Raw genomic sequence first — 14,851 nt, forward strand, 5'->3', positions numbered from 1 at the left:
GCTACCTCCCCAGCGTCTTGCGCACGTCGGCGAGCACGTCGGCGATGTCGGCGCGAACGGCGAGCCCCCGATCCTCGATCGCGCGGGGGAGAAACTGCGTCTTGTTGTTTACGGCGATGTAGCTGGCCTGCGGTAACTGCGCCGTGAGGGCCCAGAACGGCTCCTGGATAAACGCGGGCGTCATGCGGCCCACACCCAGCTCGAGGAAGAGGATCCTCTGCCGTGCGTGCGCGTCGAGCCAGTCGGACACCTTGCGGTACTGCTCCTCGTAGAGTTCGCCCTGCAGGAAGTTGCCGTAGCCGCGAACCCAGGGGAACGCCTCTGCTCCGCAGTGCGGGCAGCGCGGCACGAGCTCTGTCGGAACCTCCAGACCGTCTCCCATGGCCTCTACCATGTGGGAGACCGGCTCGACCGCGTTCCACACCTCGTCGGTGCAACAGTGGGAGCACTGAAAGAAGCGGTGGTCGCCTTGGATCTCTGCCACTTTCTCCCAGGGATAGAGCTTCACAAACTGCGTGTCCTGGTTGGTGGTGAGCACGAAGAAATCCTTCTCGGCGAGAATGGTGTCGAGGTCCCTGTAGGGCTTGCGCAGCGGGGCGTTGAGCGTGGTGTCGAGGAAGGTGGCGAGGTATCCCCAGCGCGCCTCGGCGGTGGGCCAGCGGTAGAACGACCCCTCGAAAGCGCCCTTGAAACCGTAGCGCTCGGCGAATTTGCCGAAATGCCTGCGATAGGTTGCGTTGTCCTCGTAATAGAAGTCGCCGCCGCCCGCCGCGGAGAGCCCAGAGGCCCCGCCCACCAGCACGCAATCGGCTTCCTCGATCATGCGGGCGAAGTCCCTGATTTGCTGGTCGTAGGGCTCGGGCTCGCGGTCACTCAGCTCATAGGGCGTGCCGCCGCTGCGGTAGGCGGCCTGAAGGGAAAACGATTGGTTGGTGAGCTCGATAACGAGCTGCTCGTACAGGGTCACTGGATACCTTCTTTCAGCTATTATAAACAGGTGTCTATAAAAAGTATCCATGTCGATTTGCTTAAGAGCAATGAACAGCTTCGGCCTGCTGTCGATAAACGAGCGTTTGCCGGGCATTGTCGAGCGTTGCAATTGGAGGGGTAATGGAAGCGGGGAAGATCGATCGTCGCCGACGCTATACACTCTCGGTCATACGGGAGGCGTTCTTCGCGCTGCTGGCCGAGGTCGGCTTCGCGAAGATGACGGTAGCGGATATCTGCCGCCGCGCCGATATCAACCGTGGCACGTTCTATCTGCACTACGAGGACAAGTTCGCCCTGCTCGACGCGCTTATCGACGAGGCCTTGGCGGCGGTGCCGCCGCTCGAGGGAACGGAGGCGGGTGCCCTCTGCCAGCGTCCGCCGGCAAACGATGACTATTATCTGCTCTACTCGGATGACGACGCGTACGCCCGGGTGGCACAGCGCGTCGTCGAGCGCGGCGCCGAGCAGATGGTTCCCTCGATCATGGAGGAGACTGGGCTTTCGCGCGAGGACGCCTATCTGCTCTTCGTCCACAACGTCCAGGGAAATCTCGCGGTCAACCGCCTGCTCGGTTGGAGGCGAGGGCCCGAGTTTGCCCACGCTCAGGAGCTGCTCAGCGCCTATTCCGAAGGGGGCATGCGGGCGGTATCGGCTCGTCACGATCCCCGTAGTTGATTTTAACCGCAGGCCATTTCGGGCAGGCGACGTTGCTATGGCCCCTCTTTGGTTTTCGATGTTGTATAAGGCAATTGCAATCGCCTTGAGCTTCTTTAGGGAACTTGAGCAAGAGATATGGCCTGCTGGCGATTGATTAACCCCATTTGTTTTGGTTACAAGAAAAAATGCTGCGCGCCTGCAGCATGAAGGAGAGGGAATCCTATGAATATCGTTGTATTGAGCGGCAGCCCGCGTAAGGGCGCCAATACCGATACCATGGTCGAGGCGTTTGCCGAGACCGCGCGTGAGGGCGGCAATACGGTCGAGGTCGTCCGCGTTGCCAGCAAGAAGATCGCCGGCTGCTTGGGATGCCAGTACTGCTTCGCCCATGAGGGCGTCTGCGTGCAGAAGGATGACATGGCCAACGTGATTGAGTCGCTGAAAGACGCCGACATGGTCGTCTTCGCTTCGCCTATCTACTGGTTTGATATCACCGCACAGGAGAAGGCTGTCATCGACCGCCTGTACGCCTTCGGTGCTACGGGCTTCCCGTTCACCAAGACGGCCCTTTTACTCGATAGCCACAGCGAGGGCGTCTATGATGCGGCGATCGCTATGTACAAGTCAACCTGCGCGTACTGCAAGTGGGAGGACCAGGGCATTGTCACCATTAGCGGCATGACCGAGCGCGACAGCATGGCATCCTCGCCCAAGTTGAAAGAGGTGCGAGAGCTCGCTCGCAAGCTCGCCTAAGGACAAGAAGAACGCATGGCAATCAGCGTTGGTGGAAATGCTTGCTATCCTTACCAAGAGATAGGGGTGTATTCCCTCAAGTGCCGTATAGAACAATTTTTAAACGCAGAAAAATAACTGAAAACAAATTAATCCGCGTTAAAATATTGTCAAACAGAAGTTCATGAGGGAAGGTTGCGTATGCGTCGCAAGGCAGACGAGCTCCTTAGGGAATGGCGAGACAGGGCTGATAGAAAACCTTTGCTGGTCAAAGGCGTGCGCCAGTGTGGCAAGACCTATCTGCTCAGAACGTACGCTCAGGATCTTTTCGAATCGGTTGTCTACGTTAATCTTGAGAACGACCGGTCGGCGCGAGCGGATTTTTCGGGCGGTCTTGACCCTCATTCGATTGTACGCGCGATCGAGGCTCGTACGGGACAGCGTATCGTGCCTGGCAAAACCTTACTGTTCATTGACGAGATCCAGGCATGTGAGGAAGCGCTCACTTCCCTTAAATACTTTTGCGAAGATGCTCCCGAGTATTACGTTGCGGCTGCTGGGTCGCTTCTTGGGGTTGCCATTAACCATCAGTCGTATTCGTTCCCCGTCGGAAAGACCGACTTGATTGAGATGACTCCACTCGATTTCGAGGAGTTTCTCTGGGCGATGGGGCACGATCAGCTGGTCGACGAGATACGCTCATCATTCGAGTTTATGGGTCCTCTCGCGCCAAGCCTTCATGAAAAGGCGCTTGGGCTCTATCGGCAGTATCTTGTTGTTGGCGGAATGCCCGAGGCGGTCCAAACGTACATCGATGATCAGTCAATCATTGATGTGGCCGAAAAGCATCGGATTATTCTCGACGGATACTCCGCCGACACTAATAAATATGCTGATGAGCGCTTGAGCGCAAAGACGCGTGCGTGCTTCGATTCCATTCCACAGCAGCTTGCCAAAGAGAATCGTAAATTTCAATACAAGGTAGTGCGAGCGGGGGGCAATGCGTCTCTCTTTGGAGATGCTCTCGACTGGCTTGTATTGTCGGGTACGGTGGCGCGCTGCAGCCTAGTCGGGCAGATCGAAAGCCCTTTAGAGGCCTTCGTTAACCCTTCTGCTTTTAAAATCTATCAGGCGGATACAGGGCTGCTCGTCTCCAAGGCCGGTGCTCAACGCGCCGATATTCTTTCCGGTATCGGCGGCACGTTCATGGGTGCACTTACCGAAAACTACGTTGCCCAACAGCTTTCAGCCATGGGCTATCCGCTGCATTATTGGGCGCGAGATAATCGTGCGGAAATCGACTTTGTAGTAGAGAAGCAGGGATGCTTGTCTGCGATTGAAGTCAAGGCGGGAGAGAACACAAGATCTCGAAGCCTGTCCTCACTTAAAAAGACCCATCCGGGCGTGCGCCGAATCAGGCTATCGACTAAGCCCTTCGGAATGAATGATGGGCTGATGTCTGTTCCACTTTATGCGGCATTTTGTCTATAGGGATGATGCTGCTGTAATGCATGGGGCCCGGAGCGCGATGTTGCTGCGCTCCGGGCCCCGCTGCTTAGTTAAACCATGACGGTTTGGCTGCCGTCGTCCTAGTCAAACAGGCTCGGCATGTCGTTTTCTTTCATGAGGGCACCGGCAGAGGGCAGGCTCTGCGCGGTGAACTTCTCGGCCGAGACGCCGGCACCAAGAATCTCCTCGGTCGTGCCGACGGTGGTGACCGAGCGGCCCTTCTTGGCCGTGAAAGCCTGGACGCCCTGCGTGTTGGTGGTCGTCTTGGTCTTGAGCAGCGAGGTGTTGAAGTTCATCAGGCGGTAGTCGCTCGAGACCAGCGCGAGGTCGCGGTCTTCCTTGAGCACCTGCGCATGCAGCAGCTTGCTGCCGCCGTAGATGGCGTTCTTCAGGCGCTTGCGGTTGGTTTTGGTGACGTATCCGGAAAGTGCGACGCGCACCACGCGGCCGTTCTCAAAGACAAACAGCACGTCGGCCTTGTAGTCCTCGGGGTCGATGACCCAGATGACGCTCTCGTCGGGTTCCATCTCAAGATCGGTCGGCAGGTACGAGCCCAGCTGGGCCGACTTGGTGTCCTCAAACGCCGCAACCTTGCACTTGTACACCTGGCTCTTGTTGGTAAAGACCAGCAGCTCGTGGGTGTTGGAGGACAGGAACTCGATAAAGGGTTTGTCGCCGTCCTTGTACTTGAGCGTGGTCGCCTTTTTGAGCACGCGGTCCGTCATCTTCTTAAGGTAGCCATCGCGCGAGAGCATGATGGTGACCGGGTACTCCTCGACCTCGGGCTCCAAGCTTACCTCGATAACCTCATGGGGCTCGATCCTGCCCGTGCGGCGCGGCATCACGTACTTCTTGTTGACCGCGGCCAGCTCGTCGCTGATGACCTTCTTGATGTTCTCCTCGCTGGAGAGGATCTCCTCAAGCTCGGCGATCTCGCCCTCAAGCTTTGCAATGTCCTTGGTGCGGTTGAGGATGTACTCCTCGTTGATGTTGCGGAGCTTAAGTTCGGCAACAAACTCGGCCTGGGTTTCGTCGATGTCAAAGCCCTTCATAAGGTTGGGCACGACCTCGGCTTCGAGTTTGGTGCCGCGGATGATGGCGATGGCCTTGTCGATGTCGAGCAAAATCGCCTCGAGGCCGTGCAGCAGGTGCAGGCGCTCGGACTTTTTGCCAAGGTCAAAGTTAATGCGGCGACGCGTGGACTCAATACGCCACTTGACCCACTCGTGCAGGATCTGGCGCACACCCATAACGCGGGGATAGCCGTCGACCAGCACGTTAAAGTTGCACGAGAACGAATCCTGCAGCGTGGTCGAGCGGTAGAGCTTGGCCATGAGCTTGTCGGGGTCGACGCCGCGCTTAAGGTCGATGGCAATGCGCAAGCCCGAAAGGTCGGTCTCGTCGCGGATATCGGCGATTTCCTTGACCTTGCCCTCCTTGGAGAGCTTGACGATGCGCTCGATGATGACATCGGTCTTGGTGGTGTAGGGAATCTCGTAGACCTCGATGATGCGCTCTTCGGGGATCCAACGCCAACGGGAGCGAATCTGGAAGCTGCCAAGGCCGGTCTCGATGATCTTCTCCATCTCCTCGCGGCGGTAGATAATGTCGCCGCCGGTCGAGAAGTCGGGCATGGGCATGTACTCGAGCAGGTCGCAGCCGGGATCCTGCAGGTAATGCATGGTGGCAGTGCAGACCTCGTTGAGGTTGAAGCCGCAGATGTCGGACGCCATGGCGACGCCGATGCCCTTGTTGGCCGAGACGAGGATATTTGGGAACGTGGTGGGCAGCAGGCGTGGCTCCTTCATGGCGCCGTCGTAGCTGTCGACGAAGTCGACCGGGTCCTTGTCGATGTCCTTGAAGATTTCGGCGCTGATGGGGGAGAGCTTGGCCTCGGTATAACGCGAGGCGGCGTAGCTCAGGTCGCCCGAATAGTACTTGCCAAAGTTGCCCTTCGACTCCACGAAGGGGGCAAGCAGCGCCTCGTTGCCCGTCGCCAGGCGCACCATCGTCTCGTAGATCGCGGCATCGCCGTGCGGGTTGAGCTTCATGGTCTGGCCCACGATGTTGGCGCTCTTCTGGCGCTCGCCCTTGAGCAGACCCATCTTGTACATGGTGTAGAGCAGCTTGCGATGCGAGGGCTTAAAGCCGTCGATCTCGGGGAATGCACGCGAGACGTTGACGCTCATGGCGTAGGGCATGTAGTTGACCTCGAGCGTCTGCGTGATCGGCTGATCGGTGACCTCGGAGTGCAGGCCGATGACGTTCTCGGCGTTGACCTGTTTTTTCTTTGGCTGGTTCTTCGTCTTCTTCTTTGCCACGATTTCCTCTTGAACTATTTGTGGGCCGTCGTTATCGATTTGCTGCTATTGCAGGTCCAGCTGGTCCAGGTATTCCTTGCCGTGCTCGGAGATATGGCGCTTGCGGCCCGCCTCGTCGTTGCCCAGCAACAGGTTGAACATGGTTTCCATCTTGGTGACGTCCTCGGGCTCCACCTTGATCAGACGGCGCGTCTCGGGGTTCATGGTGGTGAGCCACATCATGTCCGGATCGTTCTCACCAAGACCCTTGGAGCGGTTGATCGAGCACTTCTGGTCGCCAATCTCCTTGAGGATGCCGTTCTTCTCGAGCTCGGTGTAGGCAAAGTAGGTCTTCTCTTTGCAGTTGATCTCGTAGAGCGGCGACTCGGCGATATACACGTAGCCCTCGTCGATAAGCGTGGGCACCAGGCGATAGAGCATGGTGAGCACAAGCGTGCGGATGTGATAACCGTCGACGTCGGCGTCCGTACAGATGATGACCTTGTTCCAGTTGAGGTTGTCCAGGTCAAAGGCGCCAAGGTTCTTGATGCGCTTGTCCTTGATCTCCACACCGCAGCCCAGCACGCGCATGAGGTCCATGATGATGTCGGACTTAAAGATGCGCGGGTAGTCCTCTTTCAGACAGTTGAGGATCTTGCCTCGGACGGGCATAACACCCTGGAACTCGGCATCGCGCGAGGTGCGGATGGCGCCTGCTGCCGAGTCGCCCTCTACGATGTAGATCTCGCGACGGCTCTTGTCCTTGGAGCGGCAGTCGATGAACTTCTGCACGCGGTTGGCCATGTCGGTCTTCTGCTGCAGATTGGTCTTGATGCTCTGGCGCGTCTTCTCGGCGTTCTCGCGCGAGCGCTTGTTGATGAGCACCTGCTCCATGATCTTGTTGGCGGCGTCTTTGTTCTCGATCAGATAGGTCGAGAGGCGCTCCTTAAAGAATGCCGTCATCGCCTGCTGGATAAAGCGGTTATTGATGGCCTTCTTAGTCTGGTTTTCGTAGGACGTCTGGGTGGAGAAGCAGTTGGTCACCAGCACCAGACAGTCCTGGACGTCCTGCCACTTAATGCCGCTCTCGTTTTTGTTGTACTTGCCCTGTTGCTTGATGTAGGCATCGATGGCGCTGGTCAGAGCACTACGGGCGGCCTTTTCGGGCGAACCGCCGTTCTCGAGCCATGACGAGTTGTGGTAGTACTCCTGCATCATGAAGGTGCGCGAGAAGCACATGCACGCGGTGATCTTGACGTTGTAATCGGGCAGGTCCTCGCGGTCGCGACCGCGACGGTCAGCCTCGATAAAGAAGGGCTCGGTAAGGTAGTCGGTACCGACCTTCTCGAGCACGTAGTCCTCGATGCCCTTGGGATAGCAAAAATCCTCTTCGGAAAACTCGCCATCGTCGCCCTCAATGCGCAGGCGGAAGGTCACGTTGGCGTTGACCACGGCCTGGCGGCGCATGGTCTCGCGATACCAGTCGTGGGGAATGCTGATCGAGGTAAAGACCTCAAGATCGGGGCGCCACTTGATGGTGGTGCCGGTGCGGTCCTCGTCGCTGGGCTCGATCTCAAGCGCTTTCTTTTTGGCGCCAACGACCTTGCCTTTCTTAAAGTGCAGGGAGTACTTGTTGCCGTCGCGCCAAACCGTGACGTCCATGTACTCGGATGCGTACTGGGTCGCGCACGAGCCCAGGCCGTTGGTACCGAGCGAGAAGTCGTAGTCGCCGCCCTGGTTGTTGTTGTATTTGCCACCTGCGTAGAGCTCGCAAAAGACGAGCTCCCAGTTAAAGCGCTTCTCGGAGGGGTTCCAGTCGAGCGGGCAGCCGCGGCCGTTGTCCTCTACCTGAATGGAACCATCGCGAAAGGCGGTAAGGGTGATGAGCTTGCCGTAGCCCTGGCGCGCCTCGTCAACGGCGTTGGACAGGATCTCGAAGGCGGCATGCGCGCAGCCGTCGAGTCCGTCCGAGCCAAAGATAACGGCGGGGCGCAGGCGTACGCGCTCCTCGTCCTTGAGCTGACGAATACTGTCGTTACCATAGTTTGCGGTGTTTTTTGCCATGCTCGCTCTCTCGATGCTCCTTTGCTGCGTTGTAGTCATATAGATAGTCAAGGTAGCATAGCCCAGGCCTCGGACGATTCCAACTAACACGAATTCCATCGAACGCGCGTTCGGAGTCGGTGACCTTTAGCTTCTGCGGTCATTCCCTGCGCGGCGTGGTGCTCGTGTTAAAACCGTGGCTTATCGGCTGGTAGAATTGCCGCATCAAGACTGCATGTTGTTTGAGGGGGCGCAATGACTGAGAAAGAGAAGATGGAGCGCGGGGAGTGGCATGATGCCAACTTTGACGAGGAGCTCCTGGCGCAACGCGCAAAGGCGGAGGCGCTCTGCTATGACTTTAATATGGCAAAACCCGGAAGCGACGCGCAGCTTGACGCTTTGAAATCCTTGCTCGATACCGATCTTCCGCAAGGGCTGACGGTCCTTTCGCCTGCCTACTTTGACTACGGGAGCAAGACGAGCTTTGGTGAGGGCTGCTTTGTAAACCATGGCTGCTACTTTATGGACGGCGGCTCTATCACCTTTGGTGGCAACGTGTTTATCGGGCCGTTTTGCGGCTTCTACACCGCTTCGCACCCCCTAAAGGCAAAGGACCGCAACTTGGGTCTCGAGAAGGCTCTGCCTATTGTTGTAGGCGATAACTGCTGGTTTGGCGCGAACGTATCCGTGTTGCAGGGGGTTACCATCGGCAGCGGTTGCGTAATTGCCGCGGGCAGCGTCGTGACGGAAGACCTTCCAGACAACGTGGTGGCGGCAGGCGTCCCCGCAGTCGTCAAGAAGACCATCGAACAATAACGAAGCCCTTAAACGATAGTGCCCCACTGTCCTCGGTGGAATGCGGGGCGAGGAAGCCGAGCTCGACTCCGCTGGCGACATCTAATGCGCAATGGGCTGGCTCTGGGTATTCAGAACCAGCCCATTTTGATGTTCGATGAGCCGAGCCGGCGTCTCTCACAAAAATAACTAGGAGCTAGCGAGACTTATCCGAATTGACCTCATTGGCGGTGTCTTTTTCGAGCGCCGTGCGGCGGGCGCTGTAGGCGACAAGGCCGGCGCCTGCAGCGGCGAGTGCTGCAGCGGCTGCCGTAAGGGGAGCGTTGACATCGCCCGTGCCCGCAAGTGCGCCCGCTTTTCCGGAGCGCTTGTTATTGCCGTGGTCCTTGCCGCTGCCGGAGCTGCTTCCGCCGGAGCCGCCGCCCTCGTCAGTACCGCCGCCACTCGAGCTACCATCGCCGTCTGCTGTCATCGGGGCGTCGTGAAGTCCTGTCGTATCCGCGCTGTCGCATACGCCGACCTGAACTTCTGAGCGTTCGCATGCCGCGTCGGGCACATGAAGCTCGTGCAGAACGGCACTCAGCGCCGAGTTTGCGCCCGGTCGGATCTCCTCGAGCGTTACGGGGTCGAGCGCCACCAGATTACGCGCCTTCGCATACAGCGTGACGCGTTTGCCCACTTCGTCGCTCCAGCTCTCGGGGATGGCGAAGCTCATGCGGAACTGTGCCGTGCAACCCGGTGCCAGCACGGCGTTGCCGTTGTCGGCTACCAGCGGGTGCGTTGCAAAACGTGCGCCCAGCGTCTCGAGCGCGTACTTTACGTGTGCCATGTCGTTGGCCGAAGCGTCTTCGGCAAGCTCTGGATCGTAGATCGAAGCCATGCGTGCGTTCGCTCCGAATCCGATGGATGCGCTGGAGAACGGCTGGCTGGAGCCCTCTCGGTACAGATCGATTGTGCCGGCAGTCAGCAAAGTGTTGCCGTCGTTTCGCACCGTGACCATGAAGGATTCGCCTGCTGCTCCGGGCACCACCGCGCCCGAGGTAGCGACCGCGCCCGTCGGAGTGGCACACGCCACCAGAGGCACTTCGATGCCGTGCAGCTCTGCCTCGCTCTTCTCCGCGCTCACAATGTGCGTGGCGAGCGCGGAGAGCATGCCTCCCGACGTCAAAAATGTCGTTATCTGATCGACGGGATGGTCCAGCTCGCACATCACGAACGGCTCCGTGAACAGATCGCCTGCCAAGGTGCTGGCGAAGATGCGGAAGTGCTTGCCCATTACTGCTACCGGGTTGCCTTCTTCGTCGTAGGTTTGCCCCACCTTGCCATCGGTGTTCTCTACATAGAGCGCGCACCTGCCGTTGTTGCTTACGCTAAACGATGCCGGGCCACAGCCTGCGGCACCCACGGGCTGCGTTGCAAATGCCGATGCGCCTCGCGTCCAAGTAATATGCTGCAGCTGCTCGTTGACGGTGGCCAAAAAGCCCGAATGTTGTGGCCACGGCACCGCATGGGGCACCGTGGCGTCTGGTGGCATAACGCCCCAGCCCGCAATGGACTGGCCGATCACGGCGTACGATGCGCAGCCGCAGCCGTCTGCGGTCTCGTACGCAACGGGCACCACCATTTTGCCGTTGATAGTTTCGGGCTCGCCCAGCTCGATACTCGACGGTGCTTGCGGAAAGCGGAGAACTTGGCGGAACGTCAGGCTGTCGCCCGAAACGTCCGACCACAGGGTGAAGCACTCCAGCGCAACCTCAGCCTCGCTGCCGAGCGCCTTCTCTGCGGTGGCTCCGCGGCGGTGGAGGTAGGCACCCGACAGGCGTCCGTTGACCAGCGCCTTGCCTACCGTGATACGCGGGCACTGCAGGCAATGGTAGCCATCCTCTTGCAGGCGGCCGCGCGAGATGCTGCGCCATGACGTATGCGACACCACGCGGATCTCGTCATTACTTATGCGCAGACGCACGACGGACAGTATGCCGGCTGTGCTTGCCGTATCGAAAAGGGTGTTGTCGCCGGCGGGGCGCTCGCCCGAGACCAGCAGCACGTAGGCGTCCTGGTTTCCTCTTCCGTCCGTATATTCCACCACGTCGAAGTCGTAATCGAATATGCCGTCGCGCTCCACGTCGCCCTCGCCAAACCCAAGGGGAAAGTCCACGGGCGTGGGAGCGGACCACGTGCCGTTTGCCTTTGTGTGCACCACCAGGCGCGAGCGGCCATTGTCGCCGTAGCGCACCGAGGCGATACGGAACAGGCATTCTACGCCGGCAATCATCGTTAGCTTCATGTGGGCTTCGCTGAGCACGCCGGAAAACAGCACGTTGTCGCTCGAGGGTTTTATGCCGTCACGCTCGTCCTCCGACACGCCGGCAGAATTGGCGTTCGGGTCCGCAACGGCGTTCGTTGACTGACCGATGTAGGTGTACTCATACATCGGCGCGGCGTTTTCGTCGTTCTCTACCAGTGCATGGACGAAATGCTCGATCTGTCCCGTGTCGTCGCTTTCTGAATCCGCCTCGAGCTCAATGCGCGTGACCGCTTGATCCCAATCGCGCACGACAGGCGCGGCGTTTACGGCAGTGGCCTTAACCTCGGCGCGTGCGAGCAACTCGGCGTTGGTGACGATGGTGGCCGATGCGATAAACTGCGGCACACCACCTGCCTCGGCGTTGCCGCCCGAGCCGAAGCAGGCGTTCAGCGTATAAGGCGTATCTCCACCCAAGGCCAGCTCAGAGCGCTGGAGTACATACTGGTCGCCGTTGTTCACCGACATATTCCACGAATCGGCGAGTGTGGGCCACGATCCCGACCAAGCCTTGGTGGTCCACTTGAACATAACGAACTGGAGTATCACATCGACATCGACGTCTGCACCTACGCGCAGTCGCGGAAGCGGGTGTCCATCTGCCTTCTCGTACCCAATGAACAGCGTGAGGGATGCGGCGCCGCGCACGGCAGACGAGGCGACGCCCGCAACGCCGGCTCCAAAGGTAACGGCAAGCCCGATCTGGATGGTGAACGAGCCCAACGTGTTTGACCAATCGAGCGAAATGTTTTTAAAAAACGCCGCGCCGCTGCCGTGCGTGTGGGCACCCACAGCGAGCGCCAGCTTCGCCAGCACCCAAGGGTTGACGTTTAGGAAAAATGGCACCGGTCCTAGGGTAAACTGCTCGGTCCAATTGAGGTCAGTTCTTACCTGGAAGAGGGCCTTAATATTGCCGTATGCAGGGTCGTTGTTGTTACCCCAGGTTTTGCCCACCCAATCGTAGGCGAGCGAGCCGTACAGCTGTGTGGCGATATCCATCGTGAACAGCGGCGTGCAATGGTGGCGAAGGAGCTTGGTGTTTCTTGGATCGGTGCCCGAACCGGCACTCATACTTTTGTACTGATTCCACTTCCCCTCCATCTCGTCGAGGTAGCGGTTTGCCTGCTTGGCGCCCGACTCACGCGGCGATTTCTTCCAGTATTCCGGATCAGGGTTGCCCGAATCGTTCATATAGCTGGCTGGTTTGTATCCTCCGCCAAACAGTACGTACCCGGCAAACGAGAAATCGAACAGAATGGGGAACGAGGGCATCCAGCACGTGAACTTATTACCACCGATGCCGGGAAACGATGCGGGGAAATCAAACGGAGTGATCTCTTGGTCCATAGTGGTGGGGACGATAGTGGTCGATCCGGATTCCGCCTTTGCCGCCGGCGCGGTAACAACGGCCATGGGGGAGGAGAGCGTGTAGGTTTTGTCCTGGTAGTCGAGGACAAAGCGCAGCTTGCATCCTTCTTCCAGAAGGCTCGACGCTGCATCGAGGAACTTGTCTTCGAGTGTGAACGTCGCCAGATTATCCGCGCTCGATGCGCTGGCCTTGATCTGACCAATCTGCGTGACGGTTTCGGTTGAGCTGCCCGCAGCGGGCATCACTTTATTGATATGCAATGTTGCCTGCCCGCCCTGCGGCAGATGAGCCTGCACGGTAAATGCGTGCGTATCGGGCTGCTCGTTTGCCGTGTCGTCCTTCGGCAATGCCATGAACGTGGCTTCAGCGTACTGGATGTCCCATTCGTCGAATGTGAGCTGGCGGAAGTACGGCTCGCCGTCGGAAAGCGGACGCGTGGGCGTGGTTATGGCGGTGCCGCCCTGGATACGCGCAAGGGGAATCTCGACATCGCGGTAGCCCGCCATGCTAATGGAGATGCCGCCGTTAAAGTCGTACGCGTCAAGGAGCTTTGCCTCGTCTACGTAGCCTTCCGAAAGCGAGGCAATCTCAAAGATGGCGGTGCCTTCGTCATCGGTCGTGGCGGCGAGCTGCTCGCCTGCGGCGTAGCGCGACGTGAGCGTGACCTGCGCTCCCTTGATGGGCATATTCTTGTTGGCGACGTCGACCACGACCACACCAAACATGGTGCGCGAGAGAACGAGCACCCTGAAGGGGTCTTTTTCGTCGGCATAGGCCGCGGTGGGCGCGAACGGCAGCAGGAAGGCATTTTCGCTTCCCGGCACGCGAGGCAACATGATGCTCGCTAGTGAGGACGCTCCGGCAACAAGTAACGAACGGCGATCAAGCATCTTGGGCTCCCATCCCGCAAATATCGGTGGAAATAATCCAATTTTGCGAGAAGACGCTTCGTGGCGGTAGTGCCGTTCAAGGGTCAAAATGTCCAAATTGATCGAGCGAAGCGCCGGGTTCCGGAACGCGTTCGATGCGCTTGGCAGCCCGGTCGCTAACGCAACATGTGCGCGACCAGCTCGGCGCGTGTGCCGATGCCAAGCTTTGCGTATACGCCGGATAGGCGGTTTTTGACGGTGCCCGGCGATACTCCCATATGGCGTGCGATTTCAGCGTTGGTCCATCCGCGGCAGGCGAGCATGGCCATGGTGAACTCTGTGGTCGTTAAATCGTCGGCAACGTCCTCGCCCGAATCGGGGTTGTGGATGCGCCGCCAGCCGTAGCTGAAGCGGTACGTGATCTCGATGATGCGTGCGAAGTCGTCAGGGCATTGCGTTTTTAGGCATGCCTCGATGAGCCCCTGCAAAAGGCCGTGGTGCTCGCCAATGAGCTCGATAAGGCCGTCGGGGCGCGCAATGTCCCAAGCGGCTCCAAAATGCGCTTTTGCGGCGTCGATGTCCTTGAGGCTCATGCATGCCATGGAAGCTGCCAGGTGCAGGAACAGTTCAGAGATGGGATAGCTTCCCTGTTTCATAATTAGGGCGTTTTCCGCCATGCCCAGGCTGCGGCCGTATTCGCCGCGCAGATACAAGGCGTGCGCCATCACGTAGCTGGCGAACAGTCGCAGGCCTTCGGGTAGGTGCGCCGCAAGTGGATAAAACTCTTCGGCAGAATACGGGGAAGGCAAGTGCAGCAGGACGCTCGCGGCCGAGGCGAACAGGATATGCGTGGCGTGGACGGCGGGCGATTCCTCGTCGGCCGGCGTATCGAGGATGCCCGCAAGGCACCGGCGGGCGTCGGCGATACGGTTGAGCGACAGACTGGCGTATCCGCAGATAAAGCATGCGGAATAGCGCAGCGCGGGATCGGTGACGTCAAGATAGGGGTGCGCCGTCTTGGCGGCGAGTGCGGCCTGTCCGCGAAAGTACAGCGCTTCTGCCGTGGCGATGGCGCGTGAATCGGGGTCGGAAATGCCTGCAACCGCAGCGTCAATCTGCCCCGGCACAAAGGCGGTGCACATCAACGGCATGGGAACGCATGGGTAGCCATCGCAGTCCATCTTCCATCTCCCAACAGCTGGCAACACTAGCAGCAATTGTACTCTTGTTGCTCGGGACTGGAATTTGTGGGTATCGCCTACGATTGTGCCGAACGTATAAA

General features: G+C 58.9%; 9 protein-coding genes. 4 read left to right on the plus strand and 5 right to left on the minus strand.

Annotated features, from left to right (window positions below; all coding sequences use genetic code 11):
- Position 1: 1 nt before the first annotated feature.
- Entirely contained in the window at positions 2–1,018 is a 1,017-nt protein-coding gene (locus tag DW024_RS00925; protein WP_117758303.1) for an NAD-dependent protein deacetylase, read from the minus strand.
- A 92-nt stretch (positions 1,019–1,110) separates the two neighbouring features.
- On the opposite strand from DW024_RS00925, the gene DW024_RS00930 reads away from it, so the two are divergent.
- From DW024_RS00930 to DW024_RS00940, 3 genes are all read left to right on the plus strand, one after another.
- Positions 1,111–1,665, plus strand: a complete 555-nt coding sequence (locus DW024_RS00930; protein ID WP_117583297.1) for a TetR/AcrR family transcriptional regulator — start codon at positions 1,111–1,113, stop codon at positions 1,663–1,665.
- Between the two features lie 204 nt (positions 1,666–1,869).
- Positions 1,870–2,400, plus strand: a complete 531-nt coding sequence (locus DW024_RS00935) for a flavodoxin family protein (RefSeq protein WP_118094908.1) — start codon at positions 1,870–1,872, stop codon at positions 2,398–2,400.
- 180 nt (positions 2,401–2,580) lie between these two features.
- On the plus strand, positions 2,581–3,870 hold the full coding sequence (locus DW024_RS00940; protein ID WP_117773947.1) for an ATP-binding protein: 1,290 nt from the start codon (positions 2,581–2,583) through the stop codon (positions 3,868–3,870).
- Between the two features lie 98 nt (positions 3,871–3,968).
- On the opposite strand, the gene DW024_RS00945 is transcribed toward DW024_RS00940, so the two are convergent.
- Both DW024_RS00945 and DW024_RS00950 read right to left on the minus strand, forming a co-directional pair.
- Positions 3,969–6,209: a DNA gyrase subunit A gene (locus DW024_RS00945; RefSeq protein WP_117773948.1), complete on the minus strand. Its 2,241-nt coding sequence runs from the start codon at positions 6,207–6,209 to the stop codon at positions 3,969–3,971.
- Positions 6,210–6,254: 45 nt separating this feature from the next.
- Positions 6,255–8,252 (minus strand): type IIA DNA topoisomerase subunit B, encoded by a 1,998-nt coding sequence (locus DW024_RS00950; protein ID WP_117820832.1) that lies wholly within the window; start codon positions 8,250–8,252, stop codon positions 6,255–6,257.
- 234 nt (positions 8,253–8,486) lie between these two features.
- Here DW024_RS00950 and DW024_RS00955 point away from each other — a divergent pair, with 234 nt between their 5' ends.
- A complete protein-coding gene (locus DW024_RS00955; protein ID WP_118376733.1) occupies positions 8,487–9,047 on the plus strand; it encodes a sugar O-acetyltransferase in 561 nt (186 codons plus the stop codon).
- Positions 9,048–9,222: 175 nt separating this feature from the next.
- Here DW024_RS00955 and DW024_RS00960 read toward each other — a convergent pair whose 3' ends face one another.
- Both DW024_RS00960 and DW024_RS10165 read right to left on the minus strand, forming a co-directional pair.
- Positions 9,223–13,590 (minus strand): hypothetical protein, encoded by a 4,368-nt coding sequence (locus DW024_RS00960; RefSeq protein WP_118376734.1) that lies wholly within the window; start codon positions 13,588–13,590, stop codon positions 9,223–9,225.
- A 155-nt stretch (positions 13,591–13,745) separates the two neighbouring features.
- Positions 13,746–14,750: a helix-turn-helix transcriptional regulator gene (locus DW024_RS10165; RefSeq protein ID WP_199576897.1), complete on the minus strand. Its 1,005-nt coding sequence runs from the start codon at positions 14,748–14,750 to the stop codon at positions 13,746–13,748.
- Positions 14,751–14,851: the final 101 nt, after the last annotated feature.

The organism is Collinsella sp. AF37-9, assembly GCF_003475115.1.
Lineage (GTDB): Bacteria > Actinomycetota > Coriobacteriia > Coriobacteriales > Coriobacteriaceae > Collinsella.